Annotated in this window: 17 protein-coding genes, 2 tRNA genes and 1 pseudogene; 15 read left to right on the forward strand and 5 right to left on the reverse strand. The window is 65.0% G+C overall.

The genetic code is table 11. The features are described from left to right. Positions 1-3: 3 nt before the first annotated feature. A complete protein-coding gene (locus RM531_RS13900) occupies positions 4-672 on the forward strand; it encodes an HAD family hydrolase (RefSeq protein ID WP_311660078.1) in 669 nt (222 codons plus the stop codon). Here the strand turns inward: RM531_RS13900 and mutS are convergent. Next, a complete protein-coding gene (gene mutS / locus RM531_RS13905) occupies positions 639-3,224 on the reverse strand; it encodes a DNA mismatch repair protein MutS (protein ID WP_311660080.1) in 2,586 nt (861 codons plus the stop codon). The two genes, RM531_RS13900 and mutS, sit on opposite strands and share 34 nt — an antisense overlap. 146 nt (positions 3,225-3,370) lie before the next feature. On the opposite strand from mutS, the gene RM531_RS13910 reads away from it, so the two are divergent. From RM531_RS13910 to RM531_RS13950, 9 genes are all read left to right on the forward strand, one after another. Further along, the gene (locus RM531_RS13910) at positions 3,371-3,868 is read left to right on the forward strand and encodes a CinA family protein (protein WP_311660082.1); all 498 of its coding nucleotides are present in this window, start codon (positions 3,371-3,373) and stop codon (positions 3,866-3,868) included. Between the two features lie 97 nt (positions 3,869-3,965). Continuing rightward, positions 3,966-5,033, forward strand: a complete 1,068-nt coding sequence (gene recA / locus RM531_RS13915; RefSeq protein ID WP_311660084.1) for a recombinase RecA — start codon at positions 3,966-3,968, stop codon at positions 5,031-5,033. A gap of 10 nt (positions 5,034-5,043) precedes the next feature. After that, positions 5,044-5,505: a regulatory protein RecX gene (locus RM531_RS13920; protein ID WP_311660086.1), complete on the forward strand. Its 462-nt coding sequence runs from the start codon at positions 5,044-5,046 to the stop codon at positions 5,503-5,505. 78 nt (positions 5,506-5,583) lie between these two features. Then, positions 5,584-5,817: a hypothetical protein gene (locus tag RM531_RS13925; protein ID WP_311660088.1), complete on the forward strand. Its 234-nt coding sequence runs from the start codon at positions 5,584-5,586 to the stop codon at positions 5,815-5,817. A gap of 100 nt (positions 5,818-5,917) precedes the next feature. After that, entirely contained in the window at positions 5,918-8,548 is a 2,631-nt protein-coding gene (gene alaS, locus RM531_RS13930; protein WP_311660090.1) for an alanine--tRNA ligase, read from the forward strand. 31 nt (positions 8,549-8,579) lie between these two features. After that, positions 8,580-9,851, forward strand: coding sequence for an aspartate kinase (locus RM531_RS13935; protein ID WP_311651529.1), 1,272 nt, complete (start codon positions 8,580-8,582; stop codon positions 9,849-9,851). Between the two features lie 75 nt (positions 9,852-9,926). Continuing rightward, positions 9,927-10,127, forward strand: a complete 201-nt coding sequence (csrA, locus tag RM531_RS13940; RefSeq protein WP_311660092.1) for a carbon storage regulator CsrA — start codon at positions 9,927-9,929, stop codon at positions 10,125-10,127. 123 nt (positions 10,128-10,250) lie between these two features. Then, positions 10,251-10,343, forward strand: a tRNA-Ser gene (locus RM531_RS13945). 27 nt (positions 10,344-10,370) lie between these two features. Continuing rightward, a tRNA-Arg gene (locus RM531_RS13950) sits at positions 10,371-10,447 on the forward strand. A 306-nt stretch (positions 10,448-10,753) separates the two neighbouring features. Here RM531_RS13950 and RM531_RS16155 read toward each other — a convergent pair. Further along, positions 10,754-10,947: pseudogene (locus RM531_RS16155) on the reverse strand (IS256 family transposase); the annotation flags it as partial. A 503-nt stretch (positions 10,948-11,450) separates the two neighbouring features. On the opposite strand from RM531_RS16155, the gene RM531_RS13955 reads away from it, so the two are divergent. The 3 genes from RM531_RS13955 to RM531_RS13960 all read left to right on the forward strand — a co-directional run bounded on the left by RM531_RS13955 (position 11,451) and on the right by RM531_RS13960 (position 13,090). Further along, positions 11,451-11,894 (forward strand): Xre family toxin-antitoxin system antitoxin, encoded by a 444-nt coding sequence (locus RM531_RS13955; protein ID WP_311660093.1) that lies wholly within the window; start codon positions 11,451-11,453, stop codon positions 11,892-11,894. Beyond that, a complete protein-coding gene (locus RM531_RS16160; RefSeq protein ID WP_432280515.1) occupies positions 11,878-12,090 on the forward strand; it encodes an RES family NAD+ phosphorylase in 213 nt (70 codons plus the stop codon). The genes RM531_RS13955 and RM531_RS16160 overlap by 17 nt, the downstream gene beginning before the upstream one ends. A 175-nt stretch (positions 12,091-12,265) precedes the next feature. After that, positions 12,266-13,090 (forward strand): metallophosphoesterase, encoded by an 825-nt coding sequence (locus RM531_RS13960; RefSeq protein WP_311660095.1) that lies wholly within the window; start codon positions 12,266-12,268, stop codon positions 13,088-13,090. Between the two features lie 33 nt (positions 13,091-13,123). On the opposite strand, the gene RM531_RS13965 is transcribed toward RM531_RS13960, so the two are convergent. The 3 genes from RM531_RS13965 to RM531_RS13975 form a co-directional block, all read right to left on the reverse strand. Further along, entirely contained in the window at positions 13,124-13,453 is a 330-nt protein-coding gene (locus tag RM531_RS13965; RefSeq protein WP_311660097.1) for a hypothetical protein, read from the reverse strand. A 503-nt stretch (positions 13,454-13,956) separates the two neighbouring features. Further along, on the reverse strand, positions 13,957-14,529 hold the full coding sequence (locus tag RM531_RS13970) for a hypothetical protein (protein ID WP_311660099.1): 573 nt from the start codon (positions 14,527-14,529) through the stop codon (positions 13,957-13,959). Positions 14,530-14,552: 23 nt separating this feature from the next. Then, on the reverse strand, positions 14,553-14,924 hold the full coding sequence (locus tag RM531_RS13975) for a winged helix-turn-helix domain-containing protein (RefSeq protein ID WP_311660101.1): 372 nt from the start codon (positions 14,922-14,924) through the stop codon (positions 14,553-14,555). 499 nt (positions 14,925-15,423) lie between these two features. Here RM531_RS13975 and RM531_RS13980 point away from each other — a divergent pair, with 499 nt between their 5' ends. Together RM531_RS13980 and RM531_RS13985 are read left to right on the forward strand one after the other, a co-directional pair. Further along, entirely contained in the window at positions 15,424-15,774 is a 351-nt protein-coding gene (locus RM531_RS13980) for a hypothetical protein (protein ID WP_311660103.1), read from the forward strand. Then, positions 15,771-16,400, forward strand: coding sequence for a hypothetical protein (locus tag RM531_RS13985; RefSeq protein WP_311660105.1), 630 nt, complete (start codon positions 15,771-15,773; stop codon positions 16,398-16,400). Before RM531_RS13980 ends, RM531_RS13985 begins: the two co-directional genes overlap by 4 nt. Positions 16,401-16,964 lie beyond the last annotated feature (564 nt).

Here is a 16,964-nt window from a genome sequence, read left to right on the forward strand (position 1 = left end):
CATTTGGCCCTGATCCTCTTCGACGTCGACGGCACGCTGGTGCCGGCGCCCGGCACCGAACCCCGTTTTGCCTGGTATCTGCTTCGCCGCGGCGGGCTGGGGTGGCGGCAGTTGCTGGCCACTGGCTGGTTCCTACTTCGCTACTGGCCCCGCTTCGGTCGCCAGGTGCCGCTCAAGAACAAGGCCTGGCTGACCGGCCTGGTGCGCGGCGAGGTGGCGGCGCTGGCGCGCGACTTCATCGCCGAGGAACTGGCAAAGGTGCTGTACGCCCCGGCGGTCGCCCGTCTGCGCGAACACGTCGCCGCCGGGGATCATGTGGTGCTGCTGACCGGCACGCCGCAGTTTCTGGCGCGGCCCCTGGCCGATCATCTGGGGGCCGCCGATGCAGTCGGTTCGCTCTGCGAGGTGGCGGTCGGCCGTTTTTGCAGCGGGCCGCCCGTGCGCCATCCCTACGGCGAGACCAAGGTCGAGGCCGCCCGTGTGCTGGCCGCCGGGGCCGGCCTGGATCTGGCCAGGGCTGTGGCCTACGCCGACACCACCAGCGACGCCCCTTTGATGCGCGCGGTCGGGCGGGCGGTGGCGGTGATGCCCGATCGCGGGCTGCTGGCCATGGCGCGGAATGCCGGCTGGGAGATTCTTCAGTCGGACTCGAGCATGCCCCGCAGCCGGTAGATCAGGGCTAGGGCCTCTCGGGGGGTGAGCTCGTCGGGATCGAGATCGGCCAGCTGCTGGCGCAGACGATCCCCCAGGCGGTCTTCGTTGAACAGCGGTATCTGCGGGGTGGCGGCCGGTGCTGGCGTCGGTGCCGGTCCACTCTCCAGTTCGGCCAGATAAGTGCGGGCGGCGGCCAGCACCGGCTGGGGCACGCCGGCCAGTGCGGCCACCTGCAGGCCGAAACTGCGCGAGGCCGGGCCCGGCCGGGCGGTGTGCAGGAACACCAGCGATTCCCCCTGTTCGGTGGCGTATTCACTGGCGTCGAAGTGGATGTTCTCCGCGCCGGGCAGGGCCTGGGCCAGGGCCGTGAGCTCGAAATAATGCGTGGCGAACAGGGTGAACGCGCGGTTGTGGCGGGCCAGCCGCTCGGCGGTGGCCCGGGCCAGCGCCAGCCCGTCGTAGGTGCTGGTGCCGCGGCCGATCTCGTCGAGCAGGACCAGGCTGTTGGCGGTGGCGTGGTGAAGAATATGCGCCGTCTCGGCCATCTCCACCATGAAGGTGGACTGGCCGCTGGCCAGATCGTCGCCGGCGCCGATGCGGGTGAAGATGCGATCGATGGGCCCGATCTCCGCGCTGTCCGCCGGCACGAAACTGCCGATATGCGCCATCAGCACGATCAGCGCGGTCTGACGCATGAACGTGGACTTGCCGCCCATGTTGGGGCCGGTGATCAGCAGCATGCGGGTGGCGTCCGACAACGCCAGATCATTGGCCACGAAGGGCTCGGCGAGTACCTGCTCCACCACCGGGTGGCGGCCGCCGCGCAGGGTCAGGCCGGGTTCGTCCACCAGCGTCGGTTCGGTCAGCCCCAGGGCCACCGAGCGCTCGGCCAGATTGGCCAGCACGTCCAGTTCGGCCAGCGCATCGGCCAGCGCTCGCAGCGGTTCCAGGTGGCCGGCCAGATCATCCAGCAGTTCCGCGTACAGGGCCTTCTCGCGGGTTAGCGCCCGCTCGCGGGCGGATAGCACCTCGTCCTCGAAGCGCTTGAGTTCGGGGGTGATGTAGCGCTCCACGGCCTTAAGCGTCTGGCGCCGGGTGTAGTCGTCGGGTACCCGCTCGGCGTGGGTCTTGCCCAGTTCGATGAAGTAGCCGTGGACCCGGTTGTAGCCAACCTTGAGGGTGTCTACCCCGGTGCGCGCCCGCTCGTTGACCTCCAGTTCGCGCAGGAAGCCGTCGGCGTTGTCGGCAATGCCGCGCAGCCGGTCCAGTTCCTCGTCGTAACCGGCGCGCAGCACGCCGCCGTCGCGCAGCCAGATCGGCGGCTCGTCCACCAGCGCGCCGTCGAGCTGAGCCTGCATGGCCGGGAACGGCCCCAGCTGGCCGGCCTGCTCGGCAAGCAGGTCTGATGGGGTGTCAGCCAGTTGCTCGCAAAGCCCGGGTAGGCGCGCCAGCGCGGTGCGCAGGCCGTGCAGATCGCGCGGCCGGGCGGTGCGTAGCGCCAGCCGGGTAAGAATGCGCTCCACGTCCGCGATGCCGGTCAGCGACTCGCGCAGGCTGCGGCTGCCGCCGTCGCTGTTCAGGGCACGGATGGCCTGATAACGGCCGCGAAGGATGTCGTGATCGCGCGGGGGTCGGCCGGCCCAGCGCCGCAGGCAGCGGCTGCCCATGGCGGTGGCGCAGCGGTCGAGCACCCCGACCAGCGTGTGCTCATGGCGCCCCGACACGCTGCGTTCGATTTCCAGATTGCGCCGGGTGGCGGCGTCCAGCAGCAGGGCGTCGTTGCGGATCTCAGTGCGCAGGCCGGTGATGTGGGGCAGGGCGCTGCGCTGGGTGGCCTGCAGATACTCCAGCAGGGCGCCGGCGGCGGCCACGGCCGCCTCGGCATCGTCGCAGCCGAAACCGCGCAGGTTGGCTACCCGGAAATGGTCGAGCAGGCGCCGACGGGCGCTGACCGCGTCGAACAGCCAGGGTGAGCGGGTTCGCGCCAGCGGATGGCGGCTGGCGGCGTTGTCGGCATCCTCGGGGACCAGCACCTCGGCCGGTTCTAGCCGGGCGAGTTCGGCCGTCAGGGCCTCGTCGTCGGCCAGCCGCATGACCGAGAAATCGCCGCGGCCCATTTCCAGCGCGGCCAGGCCATACCCGCCGGCGCGGTCCGCGGCCACCGCGACTAGCCGGTTGGCTTCGCGGGCATCCAGCAGGGCCTCGTCGGTCACCGTGCCGGGCGTGACCACCCGCACCACCTCGCGCCGGACCGGGCCCTTGTTCTTGCCGGGGGGTTCGAGCTGTTCGCAGATGGCCACCGACTCGCCGCGCCGGATCAGCCGGGCCAGGTACTGGTCGGCGGCGTGATAGGGCACGCCGGCCATCGGGATGGCCTGGCCGCCGGATTCGCCGCGCTGCGTCAGCGTGATGTCGAGCAGTTCCGCGGCGCGCCGGGCGTCCTCGAAGAACAGCTCGTAGAAATCCCCCATGCGGTAGAACACCAGCATGTCCGGGTAATCCGCCTTTATCCCCAGGTACTGGCGAATCATCGGCGTGTGGTCGCGGGGGGTGGCGGTATTGTCGGCCATGATCAGTCGAGGCGTCGCCCGCCGCCTGCCGGCGGATGCGGGATCGGACCGGTGGTGCTGGACAGGCGGGACATGGGCAGCTCTGGCGGACGGGTCGGGGCCGGTGTCGTGCTATTTTCGGGCCGCAACACGCAGCGCAGAATAGCATGAGCGACACAGCCTTCGAGGCCCGCGTGGCGGCGCTGGCGGCGCGTCTGGGTGCGGCCTCCCAGCGGCTGGCCACGGCGGAATCCTGTACCGGCGGCTGGGTGGCCAAGGTGTGTACCGACCGGGCCGGCAGTTCGGGCTGGTTCGAGGCCGGCGTGGTGGCCTATTCCAACGCGGCCAAGCAGTCGCTGCTGGGCGTGCCGGGTGACCTGATCGTCGAACACGGCGCGGTCAGCCGTGCCGTGGCCGAGGCCATGGCCCGCGGCGCGCTAGCCGCGACCGGCGCCCAGTGGAGCGTGGCGCTGACCGGCGTCGCCGGGCCGGGCGGCGGTACGCCGGACAAGCCGGTGGGCACGGTCTGGATTGCCTGGGGCCTGCCGGATGGCGGCGTTGACGCGGTGTGTTCGGTGTTCGCGGGCGATCGCGACGCGGTGCGCGCGGCCTCGGTGGCGGCGGCGCTGGAGGGCCTGCTGGCACGCGTTCCGGCGGGCCGGTAGCGTTATGGGTCGTGGGCGTGCGATGTCCCGGTGTAGGCTCGCCCGCAACTGTGGAATAATGCAGACCTGTACATACTGACAGTTGGAGGCGCAAGCCATGGATGATGATCGCAAGAAAGCACTGGCCGCCGCCCTGACCCAGATCGAACGCCAGTTCGGCAAGGGCTCGGTCATGCGCATGGGCGATGCCGAGGCGGTCAAGAACGTGGCCGCGATCTCCAGCGGATCGCTGGGGCTGGACGTGGCCCTGGGGATCGGCGGCTATCCGCGCGGCCGGGTGGTGGAGATTTACGGGCCGGAATCTTCGGGCAAGACCACGCTGACCCTGCAGGCGATCGCCGAAGCCCAGAAGGCCGGCGGTACTGCCGCGTTCGTTGACGCCGAGCACGCGCTGGACCCGCAGTATGCCGAGGCCCTGGGCGTGGATATCGAGAATCTGCTGATCTCGCAGCCGGACACCGGTGAACAGGCGCTGGAGATTGCCGACATGCTGGTGCGCTCCGGCGCGGTGGACATCGTGGTCATCGATTCCGTGGCGGCGCTGACGCCCAAGGCCGAGATCGAGGGCGAGATGGGCGATTCCCACGTCGGCCTGCAGGCGCGGCTGATGAGCCAGGCGCTGCGCAAGCTCACCGCCAACATCAAGCGCTCCGGCACCCTGGTGATGTTCATCAACCAGATCCGCATGAAGATCGGCGTGATGTTCGGCAGCCCGGAAACCACCACCGGTGGCAACGCGCTCAAGTTCTACGCCTCGGTCCGGCTGGACATCCGTCGTATCGGCTCGATCAAGAAAGGTGACGAGGCGATCGGCAACGAAACCCGGGTCAAGGTGGTCAAGAACAAGATGGCGCCGCCGTTCCGGCAGACCGAATTCGAGATTCTCTACGGCCAGGGCATTTCCCGCGAGGGCGAGCTGATCGAGCTGGGCGTGGCCAACAACCTGATCGAAAAGGCCGGCTCCTGGTATTCCTACAACGGTGAGCGTGTCGGTCAGGGCAAGGACAACGTGCGCGAATTCCTGCGCAGCAATCCGGAAATCGCCAATACCATCGAGGCGGCGCTGCGCGAGCGTCTGATGCCACCGAAGCCGACCAAGGCCGAGAAGGCGGCTGAGGAGGCCAGAGCCTCCGAGGCTGCCGAGGAAGACACCGCGGCCCGCTGATCCGCCGGTCTTGGCCGACGATCCTGCCGACGCCGATGTGCCGGCCGTGCGCGAGCACGGCATCAAGCTGCTGGCCCGGCGCGAGCATGCCCCCCGCGAACTCGAACGCAAGCTGTGCGATCGCGGCTATGCGGCGGCGACGGTGGCCGAGGCGCTTGCCGGCCTGATTCGCGACGATCTGCTAAGCGAATCCCGCTACGCGGAATCCTTCGCCCGGCAGCGCGCCGAACGCGGCCAGGGGCGGGTGCGCATCCGGGCGGAACTCACCCAGCGCGGGGTCGGCGACGGCCATATCGAACAGGCGCTGGCCGAGCTGGACGTGGACTGGGCCGCCTCCGCCCGGGCGCAGCGGAGGAAGCGTTTCGGCCCCGATCTGCCCGACACCCTGCGTGAGCGGGCGCGCCAGACCCGCTTTCTGCAGCAGCGGGGATTCGACGGCGACGACATCCGCGCCGCGCTGCGCGGCGAATAGCGCGCTCCTCTCGTTCATCATCGATTCAGCCACTCGCGGTCAGTCTGTCAGCGCGACATGAACGAGATGGAGTCGATCATGACTTATCGAAATCTGGGTCTGGCACTGGTGGCGGTGCTGGCGGTGGCCGGGTGCAGCCGTTCGTTCGTGGGTGGCGCGGCGGTGGGCGCGGGCACCGCGGGCGTGGCCTACGAGGTGTACAACAAGGAAAAGCTCGACGACATCGAGGACGACTATCGCGCTGGGCGTATCGACCGCGAGGAATACCAGCGTCGCCGCGACGAAGTGGGTGATCGTTCGCTCGTTTACTAGCCTGTTTCGGTTAGGCCGCCGGCGCCCGGCAGTGGCGCGGCCGGCGCGTGCTTCGGTACCATGACGCACTATTTCGGGACCGGAGCTCAAGCAAGCCGCCATGATGGGCACGAACGCGCTGCGCGCGGCATTTCTGGATTACTTTGCGGACAAGCAGCACCAGGTGGTGCCGTCCTCCCCGCTGATCCCCGGTACCGACCCCACCCTGCTGTTCACCAACGCCGGAATGGTGCCCTTCAAGGATGTGTTCCTGGGGCGCGAGGCGCGTGACTACACCCGCGCGGCCAGCTCCCAGCGCTGCGTGCGCGCCGGTGGCAAGCACAATGATCTGGAGAATGTCGGCTATACCGCCCGGCATCACACCTTCTTCGAGATGCTGGGCAACTTCAGCTTCGGCGACTACTTCAAGCGCGAGGCCATCGGCTACGCCTGGGAGTTCCTGACCGTCGAACTCGGCCTGCCGCCGGAAAAGCTCTGGATCACGGTTTACGAAGAGGACGAGGACGCCGCGGCCATCTGGCTTGACGAAATCGGCGTCAGCCCGGATCGCTTTTCGCGCATCGGCGCCGCCGACAACTTCTGGTCCATGGGCGACACCGGCCCCTGCGGCCCCTGTTCCGAGATTTTCTACGACCACGGGGCGCACATTCCCGGCGGCCCGCCCGGCACGCCGGAAGAAGATGGCGACCGCTACGTGGAAATCTGGAACCTGGTGTTCATGCAGTACAACCGCCAGGCCGACGGCAGCATGGAAGACCTGCCCAAGCCCTCGGTGGATACCGGCATGGGCCTGGAACGGATTGCCGCGGTTCTGCAGGGCACCCACGATAACTACGGCATCGACCTGTTCCGCACGCTGATGGCCGCCACCGCCGAGGCCGTGGGCTGCGAACTGGACGATCCGGAACGCCAGGCCTCGCTCAAGGTGGTGGCCGATCACATCCGGGCCACCGCATTCCTGATTGCCGACGGCGTGCTGCCCGCCAACGAGGGCCGCGGCTACGTGCTGCGCCGGATCATGCGGCGGGCCATCCGGCACGGTCACAAGCTGGGGGCCACCGAGGCCTTCTTCCACAAGCTGGTGGCGCCGTTGACCGACGAGATGGGCGAGGCCTTCCCGGAACTGGCCGCGGCCAGGGCCCATGTCGAGAAGGTGGTGGCGCAGGAGGAAAGCCGCTTCGCCGAGACCCTGGCCCAGGGCATGACCATTCTGGATAACGCCATCGCCGATCTGTCCGGCAAGACGCTGGACGGCGAGACGGTGTTCAAGCTGTACGACACCTACGGTTTCCCGGTCGACCTGACCGCCGACGTGGCCCGCGAACGGGGCCTGCGCGTCGATCAGGAGGGCTTCGATCGCGCAATGGCCGCGCAGCGGGAGCGCGCGCGGGCGGCCAGTCGTTTCAGCGTGGACTATACCCAGGCCGTGGACGTGGCCGGCACCACCCGGTTCACCGGCTACGGCGCGGTAGAGGACGCTGGCGAGGTGATCGGCCTACTGCGCGATGGCCAGCCGGTGGATCGCCTGGCCGAGGGTGAGGAGGGCGTGGTGATTCTCGACGTCACCCCGTTCTATGGCGAATCCGGCGGCCAGATCGGCGACGCCGGCCTGCTGGAATCGGCCGGGGCGCTGTTCGAGGTGGTCGATACCCAGAAGGCGGACGGCAAGCATCTGCACGTCGGCCGGGTGAGCGGCGGGGAACTGGCCATGGGCGAGACTGTGCACGCACGTGTCGACGCCGAGCGCCGCGCCGCCATCGAACTCAATCACACCAGCACTCACCTGGTGCACGCGGCCCTGCGCGAGATTCTGGGGACCCACGTCCGGCAGAAGGGGTCGCTGGTGGCGCCCGACCGGCTGCGTTTCGACTTCGCCCACTACGAGCCGGTCACCCCCGACCTGCTGGCGGATATCGAATCCCGCGTGAATCAGCAGATTCGCGCCGACATTGAGGGCGAGTTCTTCGAGACCACCTACGACGACGCCATCGCCCGCGGGGCGCTGGCCTTCTTCGGCGAGAAGTACGGCGACCGCGTGCGGGTGGTGCGCTTCAGCGACGACTCCATGGAGCTGTGCGGCGGCACCCACGTCAACCGCAGCGGCGAGATCGGCCTTTTCCGCTTCAGCGAGGAACGCGGCGTGGCCGCCGGGGTCCGCCGCATCGAAGCCCAGACCGGTGGCAGCGCGATACAGCGTATCCGCGAGCAGGAGTCACGCCTGGAGCGCATCGCCGCGGCCCTCAAAACCCAGCCCGCCGAGGTCGAGGACCGGCTGGACAAGACGCTGGACCGGCTTGCGAAGCTGGAAAAACAGGTCGAACAGCTGGGAGCACAAATGGCGTCCGCCAAGGGCGGTGATCTGGCCGGCAAGGCGGTGGATGTCGACGGCGTGCAGGTGCTGGCCGAGCGGCTGGACGGCGCCGACCGCAAGACCCTGCGCGACACCCTGGATGCCCTCAAGAACAAGCTGGGCAGTGCGTTGATCGTGCTGGCGGCGGTCGATGACGGCAAGGTCGCGCTGATCGCGGGCGCAAGCAAGGACCTGGCCGATCGGCTGCCGGCCGGAGAGCTGGTCAATTTCGTGGCCGAACAGGTCGGCGGCAAGGGCGGCGGCCGCGCCGACATGGCCCAGGCCGGCGGCAGCCAGCCCGACAATCTGGATGCGGCCCTGGCCAGCGTGGCGCCACACGCGCGCGAACGCCTGGCCGCCTCCACCGCGCCGGCGGACTGACCCGCCGTCACCATCCAACCACGGGGAACCCATGGCCCTCATTGTTCAGAAGTACGGCGGCAGTTCCGTCGGCACCACGGAAAAGATTCGCGCCATCGCCAACAAGATCAAGGGCTATCGCGATCGCGGCGATGACGTCGTGGTGGTGGTATCGGCCATGGGCGGTGAAACCGATCGGCTGCAGGGCCTGGCCGACGAGATCGGCTCGCCCCTGCCGCGGGAAATGGACATGCTGCTGTCCACCGGCGAGCAGGTGACGATCGCGCTGCTGACCATGGGCCTGTCTGCGGCCGGCGTCGATGCCTGTTCGTTCACCGGCTGGCAGGTGCCTATCCGCACCGACGATGCTCATGGCAAGGCCCGCATCGACTCCATCGATGCCGAGCATCTGAAAACCGAACTCGGCCGCGGCCGGGTAGTGGTGGTAGCCGGTTTCCAGGGCGTCAACGAAGCCAACGACATCACCACGCTGGGCCGCGGCGGCTCCGACACCACGGCCGTGGCCCTGGCGGCATCGCTCAAGGCCGATGAATGCCAGATTTTCACCGACGTGGACGGTGTATACACCACCGATCCCCGCGTCGTGCCGGGTGCCCGCCGGCTGGAAAAGATAACCTTCGAGGAAATGCTGGAAATGGCCAGCCTGGGTTCGAAGGTCCTGCAGATCCGCGCGGTGGAATTCGCGGGCAAGTACGGCGTGCCGCTGCGCGTGCTGTCCACCTTCGATGACGGCCCCGGCACCCTGATCAGCTTGGAGGAAGACGTGGAAGAACCCATTATTTCCGGCATCGCCTTTACCAAGGACGAAGCCCAGCTCACCGTGCTCGGTGTGCCCGATCGCCCCGGCATCGCCTATTCGCTGCTGGGCCCGATCGGCGAGGCGAATATCGAAGTGGACATGATCCTGCAGAACGTGTCGGGAGACCCGTCCAGCGATTATTCCGCCACCGACTTCACCTTTACCGTGCATCGGCGTGACTTCGACCGGGCCAAGGGACTGCTGGAGCAGGCCGCTAGCGAACTCGGTGCCCGCGAGGTGGCCGGCAATACCAGCATCGCCAAGGTATCGCTGGTGGGCGTGGGCATGCGTTCGCATGCGAACGTGGCGGCGCGCATGTTCAAGACGCTGTCCGAGGAGAACATCAACATCCGCATGATCTCGACCACCGAGATCAAGATTTCCATCGTGATCGAGGCCAAGTACCTCGAACTGGCGGTGCGCGCCCTGCACGAGACCTTCGATCTGGACGCGGAGCCCGAAAAAGTGGACAGTGAACTCACCCCGCTCAGCGAACAGGACTGACCGGGCGACGACGATATAAGACCTGGCGGCAAGCCGGGCAGGCCGTGCGACATTCAAGCGGGGGAGGACCCGGACATGCTGATCCTGACACGCCGAGTGGGGGAGGCCGTGGTCATCGGCGACGACATCTCAGTCACCATCCTGGGCGTGAAAGGCAACCAGGTCCGGCTGGGCGTGGAAGCGCCCAAGGACGTCTCGGTGCACCGCGAGGAAGTGCGCCAGCGACTGGGCAAGCAGGCGGCAGACGAGGATGCGTCAGCCGAAGACAGCGACTGACCGCAGCCTTTACCTGACCGGTCAGCATCGCTATCCTACGCGGCCTTTCGGGCGAGGCTCAGGACGAGCCGAGCAAGGCGCTCCGGCTGGCAGTGATGCGCCGGCAAGCGCTGGATAGAATTAGGAGAGGTGGCCGAGTGGCTGAAGGCGCTCCCCTGCTAAGGGAGTAAGGGGTTTATAGCCTCTTCGAGGGTTCGAATCCCTCCCTCTCCGCCATTACATTGCAGTACAATACGGAATCACGCGCCCGTAGCTCAGTTGGATAGAGCGTGCGGCTACGAACCGCAAGGTCGGGAGTTCGAATCTTCCCGGGCGCGCCATACTATAGAGGCTGATCGCTTGTCGCGATCGGCCTCTTTTTTTGCGCTCAGTCAGCGACATATGTGCGTGTCGTGCTAGGTTGCAGGCGATGTGACAGAACGGACCGTCCGGGATTCACGCCTGCCCTGACGAGGGTTGTGCCCATCTCGTGCCCATCCTGTGCCCACGCTGCGCCACCGGCATCGCGCTAGCATCGTCATTTGACGTTGTGGCAGCGTGCCCGACGATGTTGGCGCGCAGCTCCCGGTAATGCGGTACGTCGCGGGTTTGCTCGGGGTGGGGGGCTGATGCTTGTCTCGGGCTGGCGGCAGCGGCAGCACCGTCAGACCCTCAGGCAAGGCGGTTTCGGCCCATTCGGCGAGCTTTGGAACAGTCTCCGCGTAGGTCGCGATGAAGCGCCCGATCAGCCGCGTGGCTTCGGTTTCGTCTGGTGCGTCGAAGATCGCCCGGATCTCGGTCGCCACGGGCTTTTCAGCGCCTTTTGGGGCATGTATCGGCCTGGTGAATGAGAGTTCGCACCTCGCGGCTTGCGCCGGTCAACGAAAGTTCGCAGTTCCCGCTTTTTGTCATGCGGCTCTATTCGCCTGGATATCGTACTTCTCGATCGGCTCGATCGTAACCCACTGTTTTTATTGTATTCAAACGTCGCCTCGTTGTGAAATTAACGAGAGTTCTCGGATAATTCTGGGTGCTTGGACGGGGCACCTTCGATCTGCGCGCTTCTTCCTATATTTTCCAGTGTAATCAGTAACCTATGTCAAGAAGCAGGTTGGCCGCCGTGCCGTTGGCGTACTTTCATTCACCAGCCTGGGCATGAGCGACTGCGAACTTTCATTCACCAGTCGCGAACTCTCGTTAGCATTCCGCGAAGCTTCATTCACCGAGCGCGCGTACTCTCATGCCCCAGAATTCGGACCACGGAAGCGTGGGCCACCCGGTTCATCGTTGTCTCCGGTTGTGCTAAACGTGACCTCTCATTGGGCGATCTGATCGGAGAAGCCTATGGAAACCGAGGCACGTATCGAAGACGTGGTTGAGTTGCTTGGCCTGGAAGGCGGCAAGCAGCAAGGTTATTCCCGCCTGTGGCTGGCCCATCAGATTGCAGAGGGGCTGCCAATAACTGCAGTTGATCGCGTCGCTTCAATAGTATTCGAGGAGCAGAAGCACCTGTTCGGCATGATCGTGTCTGACGCCACAATGAAGCGGCGCCGCAAGGACAAGAAGCCACTCAGTCCGGAGAACAGCGAGCGTGTCGAGCGCGTGGCTCGAGTTTGGACCGTCGCTCGTGATGTCTTCGGCGGCGATGACAAATCGAGACGCTTCATGTTCAAGCCCCACATGCTGCTCGACGGAAAGGTCCCGATGGAAGTCGCTGCGCTTAATGACGTGGGTGCGGATGCGGTTGAAAGTCTTCTCGGGCGGTTGAAGTATGGCTCAGCCGCGTGAGCGCCAACGACTCACGTATACGCTGGCTGCGTATCGGATTGGTGATCCGAACGGCGCCCACCCGATTTTCAATCCGGCCGACTCCGCTTATCAGTCCGGACGATGGGACGATCGCAGCACTCTGGTCTTTTATGCCGGAGAGTACTGCTCCACGGCGATAGTCGAGAAGCTGGCGCCGGACAGCACGCCGGCGTAGACTGCGCGCGATGATCACGATCCAGACCAAGCTCCGTCTTGAAGCCGTGCGCGAAATTATTCGCGCGCGCTGACCTGCTTGTGTCATCGACCTGGCAGGTTCCCTGTCAGGATCGGACCCTCTCAACGAAACCCTGGCAGATCCACTGCCGGGGTTTTTTTCGTTGGAGGACGCCATGCCCCGACCACTGTTCCGACGTCATGACGCCAATACCGCCGGCCGCGATTTCGTGGTGGGCGATATCCACGGGCACTTCTATTTGCTCGAGGCCTTGCTTACGCATGTGGCATTCGACGAACGCGCCGACCGGGTCTTTTCGGTCGGTGACCTGGTCGACCACGGACCGGAGTGCGAGCGCACCTCCGAGTTTCTTCTCAAGCCGTGGTTCAACGCGATTCGCGGCAACCACGAGCAGATGCTGCTGCGTGGGGCGCATATCGTCGACTGGGCGCCGCAGGACATGCGTGCCGCGAGCCTCTGGATATCCAACGGCGGCGACTGGTTCTTCCGCATGTCGCTGGGCGATGGGGAGTCGTTGTACTGCGACATCCAGATGCTGCCGCTGGCGGCCGAGGTGGCATTGCCCGATGGCGGCACGGCCGGACTGGTGCATGCCGATGTCCTGGCGGATTCCTGGGCGGCGGTTCGAGCCTGTCTGACCGACGAGTCGCCCAACCCGGACTTCGCCAGAAGTATCGAGCATCTGGTCTGGTCGCGATCCCGGGCGAATGACGTCTTGGGCTTGGTCTCGGAGGGCAGTTCTGGCGGGACTCGGGCTGGTGATCTGTCGGTGTCCGATATCGATGTGGTGTTCTTCGGCCATACGTCCATGCCGTTGCCGGCCCGGGCAGGCAATACCCGGTGGATCGACAGCGGTGTCTCGCGTGGCGGTAGCCTGTCCCTGGCGGAGTTAGCCGTGGACGGTCATGTCTGGTCTATGACCACCGATTGCCTTTCGGTGACCCAGGGCTGGACGACACAAGCTGCGGAGGACACCTGAGGTGAGACCGACCCTTGGCATTCCCGGAGCGATTCAGGCCGTGTCGATCGGCTGCCGGGCCGCGCGGCCACGACCCGTGGCAGTTGGCAGTGGCAGGCGACCCAGGGCGTGAGCCAAGCAGCTGGCGGATATGCAATCGAGCATGCGGTACTCGGACTCCATGCCCAGCGACGGCGCGATCACGCGGGCCTCGTCGCGCACACGAAGGAGATCCGGTTCTCGGCACAGAGCCGCCAGACGCTCCGGCCTTTCCTCGACCGCTTCGGCGCCGCTGCTGCGGAAAAGCGCCGTGCGGGCCCGGCTCGGCGTCAGGTTCTCCAGCAGAAGGTGAGGAGTGCTGGAAATATGCGGGCCACCGGGCAACAACCAGTCGCCCTACAGTGGGCAGCAACGATTCACCGTGCGTAACTCCAGCCCAGGGAGGTGACGGCTGCCCGAGTCGTGAGTGATAAACATAACGCCACGATCGCCGATGCCGCCTTCCATCGCCGTGCGATAGCCCACAACCCCGCCGGGTAAAGCAGCGCGGCGAGCGCATAGGCAAGGCGGCGCGCTATCTGGTCAAGCGGTGAGATCAGGTCGCTAGTGTAGATGCCGCGGCCCACATCGGCCGCAGGACCCCGGAGCGGTGCGCACGAGAAATGCGTTGTCGCGCCGCGGCGTCGGCATTGCGCGTGGATACCAGGGATGTGTGCATCTACCGCCTCCGGCCGCGGAGTCACAGGGGCGGCATTAACGCGCCTGCGAACCGGCAATGTGTCACAAGCACGACTTTAACGACCAATAAATGTCACGAAGAACGATTTAGTCGGCACCGCAACATGTGCCGACTTGGCGAAGACCACGTTGCCTGAAGGGGAAATCGGCTAGGCCGGACGTGGTCCAGTATTGGCATCTGGCGCCAGGCGAGACCGGGCCAGGTCGACCGCTCCGTGCCACTGGGCAAGCTCGGGGTCGCCAGCACCCTCTTCGGCAAGGAAGCGCAGCACGTCATCCTGGTCGACGGCCTCCGGATTTCGCGCGGCGATCTCCGCTGCGGCATAAAGCGCTTCGGTCACGCCCCATGCCAGCCACTGGATCAGCCTGTCTTCGCAGGCCGATGTGACACTGAGCACCCGCAAGCACCCATGGTCTGTCAGCACTTCCGCCGACTCCGGGTGGAGCCGCCGGCCGATAGCCAGCGGACCTGAGGGAAACTCGACGGACCATGAAACATCGGCGTGCTGGTAAAAGCGCGCTGCACCGGCTCGGCGGAAGCCTAGAGCCTGCATCACCGGGTCAAGCTCCTTCCGTGATGCGGCCGTTACGAAATCAAGATCTTGGGACCTGACCGCGCCGCGGGTATAGAAAGCGGTCGCCCCACCGCCGGACAGTACGACATCGATACCTGCGTCGCTCAGCGCTTCTGATATCCGCACGGCCACTTCGGTCGCCGACATTCGCGAAGACAGGGGCTTCCCGCTCATGCCTCGGGCAACCCCTTGCCGGTCTTACGGGGACGCCCTCGCACCATCAGTTGTCTCTGCTGTGCGTCAGGTAGATATTCAAGCGCCCGCCTGAGCAACGCTTCCAGGTCTCGAACGAAGGGAAGCCGTTCGTTCATGCTGAACAACCTCGTTCGCCCGACTGAGCGCGCCTGAAGAACATCCCCAGCCTCAAGCTTCAGTAGCTGTCGTTGCACTTGGCCGACCGGCATGCCAAGGGCACGGGCAATCTGGGTCGCATAGCCCTCTCGGTTGGCGGCAACGAAAAGAAGAACAAGAGCTGCGGTGCGGCCGCCGAAAAGGGTGGCCGGCACGTCGAGGGACAAACCGATGGAAGGGCGAGCGGTCATGGTGGGAGGTGCTTGCATGCGATCGTCAGCTATTATATGCCCTAATAGGGGTAATATAAACCTGAATCGAGGTAATATAGCTGCGGACACGATGTCGGCATCCGCCGCCTCCGGCTGATGCTCAAAGGGGCGACAGTAACGTGCCTGCGAACCGGCAATTGGTCACACATACCATCTTAACGATCAATAAAAGTCACAAAGTAAGACTTAGCCGGCATTGCGACATGTGCCGACCTGCTGGCGTCCGGCGGCGTATGACCTGCGCGTATGGTGGATAGGCTCCGCCTCAACTACTGGCCAACTGGAACGCCCTTTTCGGGCACCTGAATCGCGGCAATGAGAGCACTCGCGATGCTCAATTCGTTTGAGGTAGGGAGGAACCGTGGCCGGACCCATGGAGATCGGTACAGTAGGGGCGTACGCCTACAGTTACGCTGCTATTCGCGCAGCGCTAGCCGCGGATGGCACCAGAAAGAGAACCGTAACAGGCGATTGAGCCATGCAAGCCGAGCATATCGTCCACTTCCGTTTTGGTTGGCCCATCGGGATGAAGCTGCGGATTCGGCCAGCCGAGTGTCTGCCTGCCGAGTATCAGCACCTCGGTGGCTGCCTGGTCATCGTGACCGGGCTCGCCAGTCGGCCGGTCTCCGGTATCAGTAAGCAGTTCGTCTACCTACTGCAAGGCCGGGACGAACGTTTCTCCAGCGAACGGATTCGGCCCGAGGACCTGGAATTGATACCGGACCTCGACCCGGTCGCGTACGAAACCAATCAGGCGGTCGTGGCCGCATTACCGGATATGTGGTTTCGGAGAAGGCGGACCAGGCGGCAGGGCCAATCGGGGGCATGATCGAGGACAGACCAATGGCGCCAACAACTGCTGAAATCTGCCAACGCTACGCACGTCTCGCCAACTGGGAAGCGGAATCGCTTGAAGCGTTCGTCGAACTGCTGCATCCAGAGGTGGAATGGATTACCAAGCGGCGGCGATTCTGCGGCAGGCGGCGGGTCGAATTACGGCTCCGGCAGGCCAGGCATGCCAGACGGCGGACCCAGGGCCTGCATTATGTTGCCCTGGTCAGCGGCCACCCCACGGACGCCGGCGGGCATGCCGATTGTGTGGTCACCGTGCCGATCCGCCAGCCGGACAAGCACGATAGCCGGACCTATTTCGCTATCGATGGCGGGTTCATCATCCATATGCTCACCTACGACGAATGGATGGACCGGACCTGGCCTTACCCGGAGCGTCTCAGACGAAAACTGACCGACCTGAGCGGCAAGGGTGTCCCCATCGATCCGGTTCATCTCAGGCTAAAGCCGCCCAAGATCGTTTGGCCGGATGATGGGCGCAACCTGGAAGATGGCGGCACCTGGCACCGACAAGCCGGTTTGACGGTATTACGCGAGTGCATGGCCGAGGCACTGGACGCGGACCCGTTTGGGGAGCGGATACCGGCTCTCGCATTGGAATGATAGCGAAGACGAGGTAGCCGTCTACTGAATCATGGGACCCTTAGGAAGCTTACTAAACCGCCTAAGGAAATGGCTTGATCAGTCGTTCACTTCTTCAAGAGCGCCACTGACCCCCTGATACCGTCAGTGGGTGATACTTTACTCAGAAAACTACACCCTTTGCGTCGATGGCTCAGTGAAATACCGTAGCTAGTATCGCGATGACGCCACCGGAAACACTCAATACTCATGCATGCGGAGTCGCACGAGCCAAAGGACATGCTGGCTAAGCAGAAAGGAATAAAGAGTGGTTGAATATTGCCGTCCAAGTAGTTTGATTGCCGTAGGTTGGATCAAGGAGTTGGTAAAACTCCGATTTCTCTCAATACCCTTGGCCATCTTCGTCCAGATCTCCTGCACCCACACACTTACGGGACCAGCCAAGAGTACAGGCCAGACATCAAGTCCAGAAGAGCGGCCAGCACTTACCGAGTCGGGAAAGAAGAGTCAGCCAAGAGGCGGGAAGAGTAATAATGACGTCCGAGATGCGCTGCATAGCGCATTAACTCTCCGGGCTTTTGATTC

It is taken from the genome of Spectribacter acetivorans (genome assembly GCF_031846305.1).
GTDB lineage: Bacteria > Pseudomonadota > Gammaproteobacteria > Nevskiales > Salinisphaeraceae > Spectribacter > Spectribacter acetivorans.

Coding starts and splice junctions, on each gene's coding strand:
- RM531_RS13925 (WP_311660088.1), top strand. CDS start 5,584: ATGACTTATCGAAATCTGGGTCTGGCACTGGTGGCGGTGCTGGCGGTG.
- RM531_RS13955 (WP_311660093.1), top strand. CDS start 11,451: ATGGAAACCGAGGCACGTATCGAAGACGTGGTTGAGTTGCTTGGCCTG.
- RM531_RS13960 (WP_311660095.1), top strand. CDS start 12,266: ATGCCCCGACCACTGTTCCGACGTCATGACGCCAATACCGCCGGCCGC.
- RM531_RS13975 (WP_311660101.1), bottom strand. CDS start 14,924: ATGACCGCTCGCCCTTCCATCGGTTTGTCCCTCGACGTGCCGGCCACC.
- mutS (WP_311660080.1), bottom strand. CDS start 3,224: ATGGCCGACAATACCGCCACCCCCCGCGACCACACGCCGATGATTCGC.
- RM531_RS13910 (WP_311660082.1), top strand. CDS start 3,371: ATGAGCGACACAGCCTTCGAGGCCCGCGTGGCGGCGCTGGCGGCGCGT.
- RM531_RS16160 (WP_432280515.1), top strand. CDS start 11,878: ATGGCTCAGCCGCGTGAGCGCCAACGACTCACGTATACGCTGGCTGCG.
- RM531_RS13970 (WP_311660099.1), bottom strand. CDS start 14,529: ATGTCGGCGACCGAAGTGGCCGTGCGGATATCAGAAGCGCTGAGCGAC.
- csrA (WP_311660092.1), top strand. CDS start 9,927: ATGCTGATCCTGACACGCCGAGTGGGGGAGGCCGTGGTCATCGGCGAC.
- RM531_RS13985 (WP_311660105.1), top strand. CDS start 15,771: ATGATCGAGGACAGACCAATGGCGCCAACAACTGCTGAAATCTGCCAA.
- RM531_RS13935 (WP_311651529.1), top strand. CDS start 8,580: ATGGCCCTCATTGTTCAGAAGTACGGCGGCAGTTCCGTCGGCACCACG.
- alaS (WP_311660090.1), top strand. CDS start 5,918: ATGATGGGCACGAACGCGCTGCGCGCGGCATTTCTGGATTACTTTGCG.
- recA (WP_311660084.1), top strand. CDS start 3,966: ATGGATGATGATCGCAAGAAAGCACTGGCCGCCGCCCTGACCCAGATC.
- RM531_RS13980 (WP_311660103.1), top strand. CDS start 15,424: ATGCAAGCCGAGCATATCGTCCACTTCCGTTTTGGTTGGCCCATCGGG.